Origin of the sequence: Nocardioides sp. LHG3406-4 (assembly GCF_049897745.1) — a bacterium.
In the GTDB taxonomy this organism is placed as follows: Bacteria; Actinomycetota; Actinomycetes; order Propionibacteriales; family Nocardioidaceae; genus Nocardioides.
In genome coordinates, this window is record NZ_JAFCWV010000006.1 from 171,494 (window position 1) to 186,167 (window position 14,674).

Annotated in this window: 14 protein-coding genes; 10 read left to right on the plus strand and 4 right to left on the minus strand. The window is 70.9% G+C overall.

What is annotated here, in order from left to right; genetic code table 11:
- Positions 1 to 9: 9 nt before the first annotated feature.
- The 8 genes from meaB (at position 10) to ACP7BP_RS19445 (ending at position 9,569) form a co-directional block, all read left to right on the plus strand.
- Entirely contained in the window at positions 10 to 1,026 is a 1,017-nt protein-coding gene (gene meaB / locus ACP7BP_RS19410) for a methylmalonyl Co-A mutase-associated GTPase MeaB (protein WP_426247041.1), read from the plus strand.
- A gap of 136 nt (positions 1,027 to 1,162) precedes the next feature.
- Complete coding sequence (locus ACP7BP_RS19415; protein ID WP_426247043.1) at positions 1,163 to 2,365, plus strand: amidohydrolase; 1,203 nt, start codon at positions 1,163 to 1,165, stop codon at positions 2,363 to 2,365.
- A gap of 132 nt (positions 2,366 to 2,497) precedes the next feature.
- Positions 2,498 to 3,574, plus strand: coding sequence for a BMP family lipoprotein (locus ACP7BP_RS19420; RefSeq protein WP_426247045.1), 1,077 nt, complete (start codon positions 2,498 to 2,500; stop codon positions 3,572 to 3,574).
- Between the two features lie 104 nt (positions 3,575 to 3,678).
- Positions 3,679 to 5,250, plus strand: coding sequence for an ABC transporter ATP-binding protein (locus ACP7BP_RS19425; protein ID WP_426247047.1), 1,572 nt, complete (start codon positions 3,679 to 3,681; stop codon positions 5,248 to 5,250).
- Positions 5,247 to 6,491, plus strand: a complete 1,245-nt coding sequence (locus ACP7BP_RS19430) for an ABC transporter permease (protein WP_426247048.1) — start codon at positions 5,247 to 5,249, stop codon at positions 6,489 to 6,491. The genes ACP7BP_RS19425 and ACP7BP_RS19430 overlap by 4 nt, the downstream gene beginning before the upstream one ends.
- Before the next feature lie 82 nt (positions 6,492 to 6,573).
- Positions 6,574 to 7,866: an ABC transporter permease gene (locus tag ACP7BP_RS19435; RefSeq protein ID WP_426247050.1), complete on the plus strand. Its 1,293-nt coding sequence runs from the start codon at positions 6,574 to 6,576 to the stop codon at positions 7,864 to 7,866.
- 2 nt (positions 7,867 to 7,868) lie between these two features.
- Complete coding sequence (locus ACP7BP_RS19440; RefSeq protein WP_426247052.1) at positions 7,869 to 8,282, plus strand: cytidine deaminase; 414 nt, start codon at positions 7,869 to 7,871, stop codon at positions 8,280 to 8,282.
- Between the two features lie 3 nt (positions 8,283 to 8,285).
- Entirely contained in the window at positions 8,286 to 9,569 is a 1,284-nt protein-coding gene (locus tag ACP7BP_RS19445; protein ID WP_426247054.1) for a thymidine phosphorylase, read from the plus strand.
- A 421-nt stretch (positions 9,570 to 9,990) separates the two neighbouring features.
- On the opposite strand, the gene ACP7BP_RS19450 is transcribed toward ACP7BP_RS19445, so the two are convergent.
- Both ACP7BP_RS19450 and ACP7BP_RS19455 read right to left on the minus strand, forming a co-directional pair.
- Positions 9,991 to 10,956, minus strand: a complete 966-nt coding sequence (locus tag ACP7BP_RS19450; RefSeq protein ID WP_426247056.1) for a ketopantoate reductase family protein — start codon at positions 10,954 to 10,956, stop codon at positions 9,991 to 9,993.
- Entirely contained in the window at positions 10,953 to 11,405 is a 453-nt protein-coding gene (locus tag ACP7BP_RS19455; protein ID WP_426247057.1) for a MaoC family dehydratase, read from the minus strand. The genes ACP7BP_RS19450 and ACP7BP_RS19455 overlap by 4 nt, the downstream gene beginning before the upstream one ends.
- Positions 11,406 to 11,440: 35 nt before the next feature.
- On the opposite strand from ACP7BP_RS19455, the gene ACP7BP_RS19460 reads away from it, so the two are divergent.
- A complete protein-coding gene (locus ACP7BP_RS19460) occupies positions 11,441 to 12,286 on the plus strand; it encodes an alpha/beta fold hydrolase (RefSeq protein WP_426247059.1) in 846 nt (281 codons plus the stop codon).
- A gap of 25 nt (positions 12,287 to 12,311) precedes the next feature.
- Positions 12,312 to 13,388, plus strand: coding sequence for an adenosine deaminase (locus tag ACP7BP_RS19465; RefSeq protein ID WP_426247060.1), 1,077 nt, complete (start codon positions 12,312 to 12,314; stop codon positions 13,386 to 13,388).
- Positions 13,389 to 13,421: 33 nt separating this feature from the next.
- On the opposite strand, the gene ACP7BP_RS19470 is transcribed toward ACP7BP_RS19465, so the two are convergent.
- Together ACP7BP_RS19470 and ACP7BP_RS19475 are read right to left on the minus strand one after the other, a co-directional pair.
- A complete protein-coding gene (locus ACP7BP_RS19470; protein WP_426247062.1) occupies positions 13,422 to 13,712 on the minus strand; it encodes a DUF1330 domain-containing protein in 291 nt (96 codons plus the stop codon).
- A gap of 59 nt (positions 13,713 to 13,771) precedes the next feature.
- A complete protein-coding gene (locus tag ACP7BP_RS19475; protein WP_426247063.1) occupies positions 13,772 to 14,635 on the minus strand; it encodes an alpha/beta hydrolase in 864 nt (287 codons plus the stop codon).
- Positions 14,636 to 14,674 lie beyond the last annotated feature (39 nt).

A 14,674-nucleotide genomic window follows, 5' to 3' on the forward strand; every position in this document is an offset into this window, starting at 1 on the left:
CGACCGGTGATGGCGCGCGCCCAGGTCGATCCCGCCGAGCTCGCCGCCGGCGTGCGCGAGCGCAACCGGGCCGCGATCTCACGCGCGATCACCCTCGTGGAGTCGTCGAAGCCCGAGCACCGGGCGCTGGCGAGGGACCTGCTCGCGAAGTTGGACCGGCACGACTCCGTCAGGGTGGGCATCTCCGGCGTGCCCGGCGTCGGCAAGTCCACGTTCATCGAGTCGCTCGGCACCCACCTCACCGCGCAGGGGCACCGGGTCGGCGTGCTGGCTGTCGACCCCTCCAGCGTCCGCACGGGCGGGTCAGTGCTCGGCGACAAGACGCGAATGGCGAGGCTGGCCGTCGACCCCGAGGCGTTCGTCCGGCCCTCGCCGGCCGCCGGCACCCTCGGCGGGGTGGCCCGGGCCACGGCGCAGGCGATGGCGGTGCTCGAGGCGGCGGCGTACGACGTGGTGCTGGTCGAGACCGTCGGCGTCGGCCAGTCGGAGGTCACCGTCGCCGGGATGGTCGACACCTTCCTCTTCCTCACCCTGGCCCGCACCGGTGACCAGCTGCAGGGCATCAAGAAGGGCATCCTGGAGATCGCCGACGTCATCGCGGTGAACAAGGCGGACGACGTCGGCGGTGCCGACAGGGAGGGCGAGGCCCGCTCGGCAGCCCGTGAGCTGTCCGGGGCGCTGCGACTCGTGCACGGCAAGGGCGAATGGGCCCCCACGGTCGTCACCTGCTCCGGCCTGACCGGCGCCGGCGTCGACGAGGTCTGGCAGCGGGTCCTGGACCACCGCCACCACCTGTCGGCTGACGGTCTGGCGCGGAAGCGGGCCGAGCAGCAGCTGGAGTTCACCTGGGCGCTGGTGCGCGACGAGCTCGACCAGCGGCTGCGGCGCTCGGCCAACGTCGCGCGGGTACGCCAGGAGGTCCGGGCCGCCGTGCTCTCCGGCGAGCTCGCCGCGCCCGCGGCCGCCGACCGCATCCTCGCGGCGTACGACGAGCGCCCCGACCCACATGTAACGCGTAGTCAATGACACTGGTGCGGGGGTGCACGGGCGCGCCAGTGTCATCAACTGCGCGTTACAAGGAAGGGGCCGGTTCGGAGGCGGCTGAGTCCGCACTTCGTACTCCTCGTCCGCTCGGTGAGACGAGGCCTTAACCTAGGAACCAATGTCCGCACAACTTCAGCACCACCCCCGGGACGCCTCGAGCGTCATCACCGAGCTCGTCGACAAGTACGCCGACGAGCTGAGCGAGCTGCGCCGCGATCTCCACGCCCACCCCGAGCTGTCGTGGGCCGAGACCCGCACCTGCGACCAGGTGGTCGGCCACCTGGACGGCACCGGTTGGGTGGTCCGGCGGCTCGACGGCGGCGGCGTGATCGCCGACCTGGGCACGGGCGAGGGCCTGGTCGCGCTGCGCGCCGACCTCGACGCACTGCCCGTTGACGACCTCACCCAGGACCCGTGGGCCAGTACGGTGCCCGGTGTCGCCCACGCCTGCGGCCACGACGTGCACACGGCCGCGCTGGTGGGTGCCGGCCTGGCGCTCGCCGAGGTGGAGCGTGCCGGCCTGCTGTCCGGCCGGGTGCGGCTGCTCTTCCAGCCCGCGGAGGAGGTCATGCCCGGCGGTGCCCTGCACGTCATGGGCGCCGGCGGCCTCGACGACGTCGACCACATCTACGGCCTGCACTGCGACCCGACGCTCGACGTCGGCCAGGTGGGGCTCCGGGTCGGGCCGCTCACCGGCGCGGCCGACGCGCTGTCGGTGCGCCTCTCCGGCAGTGGCGGCCACACCTCGCGCCCGCACCTCACCGAGGACCTCACGTTCGCGCTTGGCAAGGTGATCACCGAGCTGCCCGCGATCCTCTCGCGCCGCCTCGATCCCCGGGCCGGCGTCAGCGTCGTGTGGGGCCGGGTCCGCGCCGGCTCCGCCCACAACGTCATCCCCGGAACAGGCGAGGTCGCCGGCACCGTCCGGATGCTCGACGCGGTCGCCTGGGCCGATGCCGAGCGCACCATCCGGAGCCTCGTCGGGCACATCATCGCGCCGTACGGCGTGACGGCGGAGATCACCTACCAGCGCGGAGTGCCCCCCGTGGTCAACGGGCCGCAGCAGACCAAGGTGCTCGCCACCGCCGTCGAGTCCGTGCTCGGCGTGCCCGGTCACGTGCCCACGACCCAGAGCCTCGGGGGCGAGGACTTCGGCTGGTACCTCGACCGGGTGCCCGGTGCGATGGGCCGGCTCGGCACTCGCACCCCGGGCGGGCCGACCTTCGACCTCCACCAGGGCAACCTGCGCATCGACGAGCGCGCGACTGCCATCGGAGCCCGGGTGCTGGCCGAGGCCGCCGTCGTCTCTCTGACAGCCTGACCCGCTACCCGCGGGTCACTGTGAGATAACGGTTGGCCAAGTCACTACGTGATCCGGCTCACCGGGTACTACATTGTGCGCGACGTGCGCCGCGGTGGCGCTCTCACGATAGAACAGAGATCAGGAGGCGCCGTGAAGAAGACGGCCCGTATCGCAGCCGTGATCAGCATCGCTGCACTCACCCTCGCCGGTTGTGGCGAGCGTCCCTCCGACGAGGCATCGGAGAACGACAGCCCGTCGACCGCCGAGAGCAGCTCGCCGGCAGCGGAGAGCATCGACTTCAAGGCCTGCATGGTGTCCGACTCCGGTGGCTTCGACGACAAGTCGTTCAACCAGACGTCCTACGCCGGCCTGCTCAAGGCAGAGCAGGACCTGGGCGTCCAGACCGGCGAGGTGGAGTCCAACTCTGACTCCGAGTACGCCGACAACATCGACGCGCTGGTCAGCCAGGGCTGCAACTCCATCACCACGGTCGGCTTCCTCCTCGGTGACGCCACCGAGGCGGCCGCCAAGAAGAACCCCGAGATCGACTTCTCCATCGTCGACTTCGCCTACGAGAAGCCCGCCAAGAACCTCAAGGGCCTCGTCTTCGACACGGCTCAGCCGGCCTACCTCGCGGGCTACCTCGCCGCTGCCCAGTCCGAGTCCGGAGTGGTGGGCACCTTCGGTGGCCTCAACATCCCGACCGTCTCCATCTTCATGGAGGGCTTCAAGCAGGGCGTCGAGAAGTTCAACGAGGACAACGACGGTGCTGTCGAGGTCGTCGGCTGGGACGGCAAGGACGGCTCGTTCGTCGGCGGCTTCGACGACAAGTCGAAGGGCCAGTCGATCGCCGAGGGCATGATCCAGCAGGGTGCCGACGTGATCATGCCGGTCGCCGGTCCGGCCGGTCTCGGCGGCCTGCAGGCCGTCAAGGACGCCGGGGTCAAGGGCATCTGGGTCGACACCGACGGCTGCGTCTCGGCCGAGGAGTACTGCGACGTGCTGCTGACCTCGGTCGTCAAGGGCATGGACGTCGCGGTCGAGGAAGCCATCAAGGCCTCCGTCGACGGCAGCTTCTCCAACGAGCTGTTCAACGGCACGCTCGAGAACGGCGGCGTCAGCCTGGCGCCGTACCACGAGGCCGAGGGCGACATCTCCGACGACGTGAAGTCGCAGATCGAGGACCTCAAGTCGCAGATCGTCGACGGGTCCCTCAAGGTCGGCTGACACCAGCCTGACCAGCACGAACGCCTGGGAAGGCCGGGGCGGGGGAGGTTCCCCGTCCCGGCTTTCGCGTCTGGGTGCCGCTAGTCTCGGCCGGGGCCCTCCCGGTGACCCGACAGCGACCAGTTCCTCCACCCCAAGCAACCGTCAGGGGAGCCATGCAACTCGAGATCCGCGGCCTGACCAAGCGGTTCGGCTCGTTCACGGCGAACGACGCCATCGACCTCACCATCGAGCCGGGTGAGATCCACTGCCTGCTCGGGGAGAACGGCGCGGGCAAGTCCACGCTGATGAACATGCTCTACGGGCTCCTCGACCCGACCGAGGGCGAGATCCTCATCGACGGCGAGCCGGTCACGTTCGCCTCGCCGGGCGACGCCATCGCGGCCGGCATCGGCATGGTCCACCAGCACTTCATGCTGGTCCCGGTGTTCACCGTCGCCGAGAACGTCATGCTGGGCCGCGAGCAGACCCGGGCCCTCGGCGTGCTCAACCGTGCCGCGGCCGCCGACCTGGTGCGCAACCTGTCGGAGAAGTACAGCCTGGCGGTCGATCCCAACGCGCTGGTCGAGGAGATCCCCGTCGGCGTGCAGCAGCGGGTCGAGATCATCAAGGCGCTGGCCAACGAGGCGAAGGTGCTCATCCTCGACGAGCCGACAGCCGTGCTGACGCCGCAGGAGATCGACGAGCTCATGGACATCATGCGCGAGCTCAAGAGCCAGGGCACCTCCATCATCTTCATCACCCACAAGCTGCGCGAGGTGAAGGCGGTCGGCGACAAGATCAGCGTCATCCGGCGCGGCAAGGTCGTCGGGACCGCTCCGCCCACCGCCTCCGAGGCCGAGCTGGCCGAGATGATGGTCGGCCGCTCGGTGAAGCTCAAGGTCGACAAGCCCGAGGCCTCCCCGGGCGACGTCGTACTCTCCGCCTCCGGGCTGACCGTCGTCGACGCCCGCGGCGTCCAGGTCGTCAAGGACGTGTCGTTCGAGGCACGCGCCGGCGAGGTGCTCGGGATCGCCGGGGTGCAGGGCAACGGCCAGACCGAGCTCATCAAGTCGCTGCTCGGGGTGATGAGGCCCGACGCCGGCGTCATCGAGCTGGACGGCAAGGACATCAGCAGGCACGGGCCGCGGGAGAGCCTGGAGGCCGGCATCGGGTACATCCCCGAGGACCGCTCCCACGACGGGTACGTCGGTGCGTTCAGCGTCCGCGAGAACCTCGTGCTCGACCTGTACCGCAACGACGAGTTCTCGCACGGCCCGGCGCTGCGGCTCGACGAGATCGAGAAGAACGCCCGGCACCGCATCGAGGAGTTCGACATCCGCACCGAGTCGATGGAGGCCCCGGTCTCGTCGCTCTCCGGTGGCAACCAGCAGAAGGTGGTGGTGGCGCGGGAGTTCTCACGTCCCCTCAAGGTGCTGATCGCGTCACAGCCGACGCGTGGTGTCGACGTCGGCTCGATCGAGTTCATCCACAAGCGCATCATCTCCGAGCGCGACAAGGGCACCGCGGTGATCATCGTGTCGACCGAGCTCGACGAGATCTTCGCGCTGTCAGACCGGATCGCAGTGATGTACGACGGCCGCATCGTCGGCACGGTCTCGCCCGACATCGCACGAGAGGACATTGGCCTGATGATGGCCGGAGCCCACGACGCCGACGAGGCGGCCAGCGCATGAGCGACGACAAGCCCCCGGCCCAGCAGCCGCCGCCGGACGCCGACGCACCCGCCGACAAGCGGGTCGCCACCGAGCCGGCCGCCGGGCCCGCCGCGCCACGGGACGCCCGTCCCGGGGCGACCTGGCTGCCCACCGTGAAGACCACCCTGGTGGCCGTCGCGATGGCCCTGGTCATCGGCGCGCTGCTGATCGTGTTCAGCTCGCGCGAGGTGATCGAGACCCTGCCCTACATCTTCTCCTACCCGCAGGACTTCTTCCGCGAGGCCGGCAGCGCCATCTGGTCGTCGTACGCCGCGCTCGTGCACGGGTCGGTCGGCAGCCCCGGCGCCGTCGGCACCACGCTGGTGCGCTCCGCCCCGCTGATCTGCGCCGGGCTCGGCGTGACGCTGGCCTTCCGTGCCGGCCTCTTCAACATCGGTGCGCAGGGCCAGCTCCTCGTCGGAGCCCTCGCTGCCGGCTACGTCGGCTTCACCTGGGACCTGCCGCCGGGCCTGCACCTGCTGGTGGCCCTGGTCGCGGGCATCGCGGGCGGCGCCCTGTGGGGCGCGATCGCGGGTGTGCTGAAGGCCCGCACCGGCGCGCACGAGGTGATCACCACGATCATGCTCAACTACCTCGCCGGGGCGCTGCTGCTCTACGCGCTGAGCAAGGACGCCTTCCAGCGGCCCAACAGCGACAACACCCTCTCGCCGCCGCCCGACAGCTCGGCCACGTTCCCCGAGATCGGCAACCTCCACCTCGGCGTCATCGTCGCGCTCCTGGCGGCGATCCTCGTCTGGTGGATCCTCGACCGCAGCAAGCTCGGCTTCGAGCTGCGCGCGGTCGGCGCCAACGCGGATGCCTCCCGCACCGCCGGCATGAACGTGCCCCACGTCTACACCGCGGCCATGGTGATCGCCGGTGGCCTGGCCGGCCTCGCGGCCACCATGGGCGTGCTCGGCCACCACGACTCCCTGAGCCCGACGATGGCCGGCAGCATCGGCTTCGACGCCATCACCGTCGCGCTGCTCGGCCGGGCCACCCCGCTCGGGACCGTGCTCGCCGGCCTGCTGTTCGGCGCCCTGAGCGTCGGCGGCGTGGCGATGCAGGCGAGCGCCGCGTCCACGCCCAAGGAGCTCACCGAGGTCCTGCAGGCGCTGATCGTGCTGTTCGTGGCGGCACCGGCGCTCGTCCAGGGCATCGCACGGATGAAGAAGACCGACGGCGGGTCGGCGGTCATGGCGAAGGGTTGGGGCTCGTGAGCGCGGCGAGAGAGCGGGGCGGCATGAACCCGGGAGTTGGCCGTGAGGCTCCGCTCGAACAGCGAGCGAACGGAGAAGACCAGTGAGCACCGCGGTGGTCAGCCAGGACGACGTCGTCGACGTGCGCGACCGAGCCGACGTACGACGGCAGGTCAAGCTGGTCGTGGTGTTCGCGATCATCGCGGCCCTGCTCCTGTGGTTCGCGCTCGACATCGACAACCCGACGGTCAAGTACCTCCTGGGCGCCCGCACCGCCGAGAACACCGGCAACGAGGTCAACGGCCAAGCCGTCGCCTGGGTCTCCTTCGTCGTCGCCGTCGTCGGGCTCGCACTGGCGGCGCTCGGGCGGATCCCGCGCGGCGTGTGGGGCGCGGTCGCCGGCATCGTCGTCGGCATCGCGTTCTTCGCCGGGTTCATCGCCTGGCAGTACGCCGACCAGGCCGGGGCCGGGAACCTCGTCTTCGCCAACCCGCTGCCGGGCACGATCCGGCTGGCCACCCCCCTGATCTTCGGCGCGCTCGCCGGCTGCCTCTGCGAGCGCGCGGGCGTCATCAACATCGCCATCGAGGGCCAGTTCCTCACCGCGGCGTTCTTCGCGTCGGTCTTCTCCAGCCTGTTCTACAGCGCCGAGATGGGCCTGGTCGGCGGCGTCCTGGCAGGGGTCGCCATCGCCGCGCTGCTGGCGGTCTTCGCGTTGCGCTACCACGTCAACCAGGTCGTCCTCGGCGTCGTGCTGATCGCCCTGGCGACAGGTCTGACGAGCTTCCTGCTCAGCCAGATCCCCAACGACCCAGACATCAAGGGCTACCTCAACGAGCCCGTGATCCTCGCGCCCATCTCGATCCCGGGGCTCTCCGAGATCCCGGTGATCGGGCCGACGCTGTTCAACCAGACGCTGCTGGCCTACCTGATGTACGTCTCGGTCGTGCTGGTCACCTTCATGCTCTTCCAGACCCGCTGGGGCCTCCGGGCCCGCTCGGTCGGCGAGCACCCGAAGGCGGCCGACACCGTCGGCATCAAGGTCAACCGGATCCGCTGGCAGGCGGTGCTGTTCGGGGGTGTGTTCGCCGGCCTCGGAGGCGCCTACTTCACCGTGGGCTCCACGGGCTCGTTCGACAACAACGCCTCGGCCGGCAACGGCTTCATCGCCCTCGCGGCGGTCATCATGGGTCGCTGGCACCCCGTCTACGCGTCGTTGTCGGCGTTGTTCTTCGGCTTCGTGTGGACGCTGCAAACCCAGCTGTCGTTCCTCGGCAAGATCCCGCCGGAGCTGCTGCGTGCGTCGCCCTACCTCGCCACGATCATCGCCGTGGCCGGCTTCGTCGGCCGGGTCCGCCCGCCGGCGGCCGACGGCGAGCCGTACGTGAAGAGCTGACCATGGGCACTGCCGACGTCGACTGGGAGGCGCTGCGCGCTGCAGCGACCGAGATCTCAGCGCGCGCCTACGCGCCGTACAGCAGGTTCCACGTGGGCGCCGCCGCGCTGGCCGAGGGTCCTGATGGTGCGAGCCGCCTGCTGGTGGGCTGCAACGTCGAGAACGCGGCGTACGGCGTGACGCTCTGCGCCGAGTGCGGGCTCGTCTCGCAGCTGCACGCCACCGGGGGCGGGCGGCTGACCCACTTCGTGTGCGTGAACGGTGCGGGCGAGGTGATCATGCCGTGCGGCCGCTGCCGGCAGCTGCTCTTCGAGAACGGCGGGCGAGACCTGCAGCTGATGACCGTCTCGGGCGTGCGCAGCATGGCCGAGGTGCTGCCCGACGCGTTCGGGCCCGATGACCTGAAGGAAGTGTGAACTGTGGCTGCCCACGACGCCGTCGAGGTGATCGGCACCAAGCGCGACAAGGCCGAGCTGAGCGACAGCCAGATCGACTGGGTGGTCGGCGCGTACACGCGCGGTGAGGTCGCCGACGAGCAGATGTCGGCGCTGGCGATGGCGATCCTGCTCAACGGGATGGACCGGCGCGAGATCGCCCGGTGGACCGCCGCGATGATCGCCTCGGGGGAGCGGATGGACTTCTCGCGCCTGTCGCGGCCGACGGCCGACAAGCACTCCACCGGCGGGGTCGGCGACAAGATCACCCTGCCCTTGGCGCCGCTGGTGGCGGCGTGCGGAGTCGCGGTGCCCCAGCTGTCGGGTCGGGGACTGGGCCACACCGGTGGCACACTGGACAAACTCGAGTCGATCCCGGGCTGGCGGGCGGCGCTGTCGAACGAGGAGATGTTCGCCCAGCTGGAGTCGGTCGGTGCGGTGATCTGCGCGGCCGGTGACGGGCTGGCGCCGGCGGACAAGAAGCTCTACGCGTTGCGCGACGTGACCGGCACCGTGGAGGCGATCCCGCTGATCGCCTCGTCGATCATGAGCAAGAAGATCGCCGAGGGCACCGGTGCGCTGGTGCTGGACGTGAAGGTCGGCACCGGGGCGTTCATGAAGGACCTGGCGCGGGCCCGCGAGCTGGCCGCGACGATGGTCGAGCTCGGCACCGACGCCGGCGTGCACACGGTCGCGCTGATCACCGACATGTCCACGCCGCTGGGGCTGGCCGCCGGCAACGCGATCGAGGTGGCCGAGTCGGTGGATGTCCTCGCCGGCGGGGGCCCCGCCGACGTGGTCGAGCTCACCGTCGCCCTGGCCACCGAGATGCTGGCCGGCGCGGGGATCACCGACGTCGACCCAGCCGAGGTGCTGGGCTCGGGTCGGGCGATGGACGTCTGGAAGGACATGATCCGCGCCCAGGGCGGCGACCCCGACGCCGCGCTGCCGACGGCACGCGAGTCGCACGTCATGACCGCGTCGACCTCCGGCGTACTCACTCGCCTCGACGCGATGGCGGTCGGGCTGGCCGCTTGGCGCCTCGGCGCCGGCCGGGCGCGCAAGGAGGACCCGGTGCAGGCCGGCGCCGGGGTGGTCTGGCACGCGCGGCCGGGCGACACGGTGCGCGAGGGTGACCCGCTGTTCACGCTGCTCACCGACGAGGCCGACCGCTTCGACCGGGCGCTGGGCTCTCTGGAAGGCGGCTACGACATCGAGCCGGATGCCGCCTTCGAACCGCTCCCACTGATCCTGGACCGGATCTCCTGACGCGGTCGGAGGGCCTTTGCGGTCTTCCGCGCCTCTCCGAGCCCTGCTCCGCATCAGGTGAGCCCATCAGGTGGGCCTTCGTGGTTGGTCAACCGCTCGGTCATGGAGCGTCGCGGTCGAACGGTTGGTCAACCGACGTGGTGAGGGGTGAGCTCCCCTATCGAGGGCTACAGCCGCGCTCTCCGAGCCCTGCTCCGCATCAGGTGAGACTTCGTGGTTGATCAAGCGTTCGATCATGGAGCGTCTTGGTCGAACGGTTGGTCAACCGACGCGGCTACCGCCGCGCCTCTCCGAGCCCTGCTCCGCACAGGTGAGCCCATCAGGTGAGCCTTCGTGGTTGATCAACCGTTCGGTCATGGAGCGTTTTGGTCGAACGGTTGGTCAACCGACGTGGTGAGGGGTGAGCTGCCACGATCGAGGGCTACAGCCGCGCGAGCAGCTCGCCGGCGGGCAGGAGCCCGGGCTCCGCACCGTTTCGGAGCTGCTCGGCCATGACCACGCGGATCAGGTCGTTCGCGGGAGTGGGTACGCCGTGGAGGCGGCCGAGCAGAGCGATCTCGCCGTTGAGGTAGTCGGTCTCCACCGAGCCCTGCCCCCGCGCGAGACTCTGCCAAGTGGAGCCGCCGGTGCGGCCGGCCGCCGGTCCGTGGTTCAGCAGCGTGCCCCGCCGCGCGATGTCGACCGTCTGGTTGACCACGGGCACACCGGCGGCGGCGAACACCCGCTCGCCCTCGGCGCGCATGAGGGCGACCAGCTCGTCGGCATCGTCCCCGGGGGCGCAGCAGGCCTCGGCGGCGTTGCCGAGGTTCATCAGCAGCTTGCGGTGCTTCCAGGCCATCGCGTCGTCGCGTACTACGGACTCGAAGCCGGCGGCCCGGAACGCCGCGGACACGGCCTCGCAACGCGAGTCGTGCCCGCCCGGGAAGCGGCCGACGTCGAGGATCCCTGGCACGGGCGAGCTGTCCTGCACCACGACGCCGGGCTCGAGGTGGGTGGTCGGCATCATGACGGTGACGGCCAGGACGTGCGGGAACCGGCGCAGGCAGGCCGTCTCGTTGGCGACGCCGTTCTGGACGCACACGATGGTGGCGTCCTGGGGCACGTGCTCCGCCAGGTCGTCGAGCGCAGCGGCCGTCTGGTGACCCTTCACCGTCAGCAGCACGACCGTGCTGGCGTCGGGTGACAGGTCGGCGACCGTGTCAGACGCAGGCAGCCGGACCACCTGGTCGCCCTCGGCCGAGCGGAGCGTGAGGCCGTCGGCGCGGATCGCCGCGAGGTGCGCGCCCCGGGCCACCAGCGCGACGTCGTGCGCCGCCAGGGCGAGGCGGGCGCCCAGCACACCGCCGACGGCGCCGGCGCCGTACACGATGAATCGCCCGGCGCTCATGGCAGCATCAGCACCACGGTCTCGGCGACGCACGCCGGCTTGTCGACGCCCTCGATCTCGATCGACCAGCGCAGTGTCAGCTGCGTGCCGGCAGCCACGTCGGCGACCTTCCCGATCCGAACGTGGGCCCGCACGCGAGAGCCGACGGGCACCGGGTGCGGGAAGCGGACCTTGTTGACGCCGTAGTTGAGCCTGGCGCCGGGGGTCTCGAGCGTGAAGATCTGCGCGCCCAGCATGGGGAGCAGCGCGAGGGTGAGGTAGCCGTGCGCGACGGTGCCGCCGAACGGCCCGGCGGCCGAGCGCTCCTCGTCGACGTGGATCCACTGGTGGTCGCCCGTCGCGTCCGCGAAGAGGTCGACCCGTTCCTGGTCGATGGTGAGCCAGTCACTGGTGCCCAGGGGCTCTCCCGCGGCGGCCGCGATCTCGTCGAGACTGGTGAACACGCGCATGAGAACTCCCGTGGTGCGGCTGCGAGGATGACGCCATGACGTCCGGCGCCGAACCTACCGAATCCCGACTGCACACCCTGTCGCTGGGTTCGTCGGGTCCGCGTGTCGCCTTCCTGCACGGCCTCTTCGGGCAGGGCCGCAACTGGGCCCAGATCGCCAAGGCGCTCGTCGGCCCCGACGGGACCGACGCCCGCGCGCTGCTGGTGGACCTGCCGGACCACGGGCGATCGCCCTGGAGCACGGAGTTCTCCTTCGCGGCGTACGCCGACCGGGTCGCGGCCGAGCTCCGCGAGGCCGGAGGCGACGACCGCTGGACCGTCGTGGGCCACTCCCTGGGCGGCAAGGTCGCGATGATGCTCGCGCTGGCGCACCCCGACCTCGTCGGCCGGCTGGCGGTCGTGGACATCGCCCCGAAGGACTACGGCGACCTCTCCCGGTTCGACGGCTACATCCGCGCCATGGAGGAGCTGCCCCTCGACGAGCTGGCCGACCGCGGTGATGCCGAGGAGAGGTTCGCCGGCGCGGATCCCGACCCGGGTGTCCGCGCGTTCCTGCTGCAGAACCTGCGCCGCGAGGGCGACGAGTGGCGCTGGCAGTCGAACGTCGGGCTGTTCTCGGCCGACGCGGCGCGCGGGCACGAATCCCGGATCGCGGACTTCCCGGCCGCGGCCGCCGAGCTGGCGCCGTACCCCGGGCCGGTGCTGTGGCTGGCGGGTGCCGACTCGCAGTACATCAAGCCCGATGACGCCGTGCAGATGCGGAAGCTCTTCCCGGCGATGCGGCTGGTGCGCGTCAAGGGCGTGGGCCACTGGGTGCACAGCCAGGCGCCGGACGTGACGGTGCAGGCGCTGCGCGCTCTGCTCGCCAGGCCGATCGGGTGATCGACCGGATGGTTGGATGGCTGCCATGACGAGCCCGACCCGCGACCAGGTCCGCGCGGCCCCCAAGGTCCTGCTGCACGACCACCTCGACGGCGGCCTGCGCCCGCAGACCATCCTCGACCTGGCGGGCGACGCCGGCCACGAGCTGCCGGCCGGCACCGCCGACGAGCTGGGCCGCTGGTTCGCCGAGTCTGCGGACAGCGGCAGCCTGGTGCGCTACCTCGAGACGTTCGACCACACGGTCGCCGTGATGCAGAACGGCCCGGCCATCACCCGGGTGGCGCGTGAGTGCGTCGAGGACCTGGTCGCCGACGGCGTCGTCTACGCCGAGGTCCGCTACGCGCCGGAGCAGCACGTGGAGGACGGGCTGACCCTCGACGAGGTGGTCGCCGCGGTGCAGGAAGGCTTCGACGAGGCCGTGGCGGCTGCCGGTGGCCGGATCGTCGTCCGCCAGCTGCTCACCGCGATGCGCCACCAGGCCCGGTCGATGGAGATCGCCGAGCTGGCCGTCACGTGGCGCGACCGCGGTGTCGCCGGGTTCGACATCGCGGGCGCGGAGGCGGGGTACCCGCCGACGAGGCACCTCGACGCGTTCGAGTACCTGCAGCGCGAGAACTCCCACTTCACCATCCACGCCGGCGAGGCGTTCGGGCTCCCGTCGATCTGGGAGGCGATCCAGTGGTGCGGCGCCGACCGGCTCGGCCACGGCGTGCGCATCGTCGACGACATCACCGTCGCCGACGACGGCTCGGTGACCCTCGGTCGGCTGGCGGCGTACGTCCGGGACATGCGGATCCCGCTGGAGATGTGCCCGGCCTCCAACGTGCAGACCGGCGCGGCGACGTCGATCGCCGAGCACCCGATCGGGTTGCTGACGCGGTTGCGCTTCCGGGTCACCGTCAACACCGACAACCGGCTGATGAGCCGAACGTCGATGACCGACGAGATGGTGTCGCTGGTGGAGGCCTTCGACTACTCGCTCGACGACCTGCGCTGGTTCACGATCAACGCGATGAAGTCGGCGTTCCTGCCCTTCGACGAGCGCCTCGACATCATCGACCGGATCATCAAGCCGGAGTACGCCGCGCTCAGCGCGGGCTGAGCGCCGCGGCCGCCGCCCCGGGGACCGGGACCGTCACTCCACCCCGGGCACGATGCGGATGTCACGCACGGCGCCGCCGTCGAGAGCGGCGAGCGCCTCCTGGTAGGCGGGGCTGTCGTAGGCGTCCCGGGCGGCCTCGGTCGACTCGAACCGGATGATCACCGTCCGGGCCGACTCGCCCGCCTCGTAGGTCTGCTCGGGCATGCCCCGGGCCACGAACGTGCCACCAGCCCCGGTGAGGGCAGGGCCGGCAAGCTCGGCGTAGGCGGCGAGCTTCGACTCGTCGAGAATCTCCCGGTAGATGCTGATCCAGTAAGCAGTCATGGCGACATCCTGCCGCAGTCGCCTGCGCGGGATCGCCGCCGCCCACGGACCGGTCGGCCTCAGCCGACCCGCCCGGCCAGTCGCCCCACGGCGTCGGCCACCACGGCTCCGAACATCACGGGATCGTTGTGGTCGGCACCCGTGATCACCACTCGCTCGGCAAGGGATGCGACGCCGTCTGCCACCTGTGCGCTGAGCGCGGACGGAACCACCGTGTCCTGGTCGCCGTAGATCACCGTCACCGGGACGTCGCTCGAGGAGAGGTGCTCCAGGACCGGGAACCTGTCACGCAGCAGGGCTCGCACCGGAAGCCACGGGTAGTGGTGTGACCCGAGGTCGGCCAGATCGGTGAAGGGAGACCGAAGGACCACGCCCGCCGGTGGCCGCTCCTGCTGCAGCGCCGCCACCACCCCGGTGCCCAGGGACTCCCCGAAGTAGATCGTGCGGGCCGCCGGGTAGCCGAGCTCCTCCAGAGCCTGCGCGGCAGCCGTCGCGTCGGCGGCGAGGCCCTCCTCGCTGGGCCTGCCCGGGTTGCCGCCGTACCCGCGGTAGTCCATCAGCAACACGGCCATCCCTCGTCGGCTCAGCCTCTCGGCCAGCTGTGCCCGGCCCGCTCGATTGCCTCCGTTGCCAGGTGCGAGCAGGACCGCCAGCCCGGTGTCGTCGCCGCCAGCGGCAGGCACGAACCAGGCACCCAGCTCGAGACCGTCCGCCGTGTGCAGCGAGACGTCGCGGGCACCGGGCACGACCTGGGCGGCCGGTGGCACCTGGGTGGCGTCGGGGCGGAAGATCACCTGACGTTGCAGGGCCCACAGCATTCCGACCGTCACCCCCAGGCACAGCACCACCAGCAGCAGTCCACGCGCGACCCTCCTCGCAGGCCGCGACGCGGGCCGGCCGGCACTGACGATGACCGGCGTCACGGACTCAGTGTCGTGTCGTGGCCGGGCAGACGCAATGGT

Coding starts and splice junctions, on each gene's coding strand:
- ACP7BP_RS19415 (WP_426247043.1), top strand. CDS start 1,163: ATGTCCGCACAACTTCAGCACCACCCCCGGGACGCCTCGAGCGTCATC.
- ACP7BP_RS19465 (WP_426247060.1), top strand. CDS start 12,312: ATGACGAGCCCGACCCGCGACCAGGTCCGCGCGGCCCCCAAGGTCCTG.
- ACP7BP_RS19430 (WP_426247048.1), top strand. CDS start 5,247: ATGAGCGACGACAAGCCCCCGGCCCAGCAGCCGCCGCCGGACGCCGAC.
- ACP7BP_RS19455 (WP_426247057.1), bottom strand. CDS start 11,405: ATGCGCGTGTTCACCAGTCTCGACGAGATCGCGGCCGCCGCGGGAGAG.
- ACP7BP_RS19470 (WP_426247062.1), bottom strand. CDS start 13,712: ATGACTGCTTACTGGATCAGCATCTACCGGGAGATTCTCGACGAGTCG.
- meaB (WP_426247041.1), top strand. CDS start 10: ATGGCGCGCGCCCAGGTCGATCCCGCCGAGCTCGCCGCCGGCGTGCGC.
- ACP7BP_RS19440 (WP_426247052.1), top strand. CDS start 7,869: ATGGGCACTGCCGACGTCGACTGGGAGGCGCTGCGCGCTGCAGCGACC.
- ACP7BP_RS19450 (WP_426247056.1), bottom strand. CDS start 10,956: ATGAGCGCCGGGCGATTCATCGTGTACGGCGCCGGCGCCGTCGGCGGT.
- ACP7BP_RS19460 (WP_426247059.1), top strand. CDS start 11,441: ATGACGTCCGGCGCCGAACCTACCGAATCCCGACTGCACACCCTGTCG.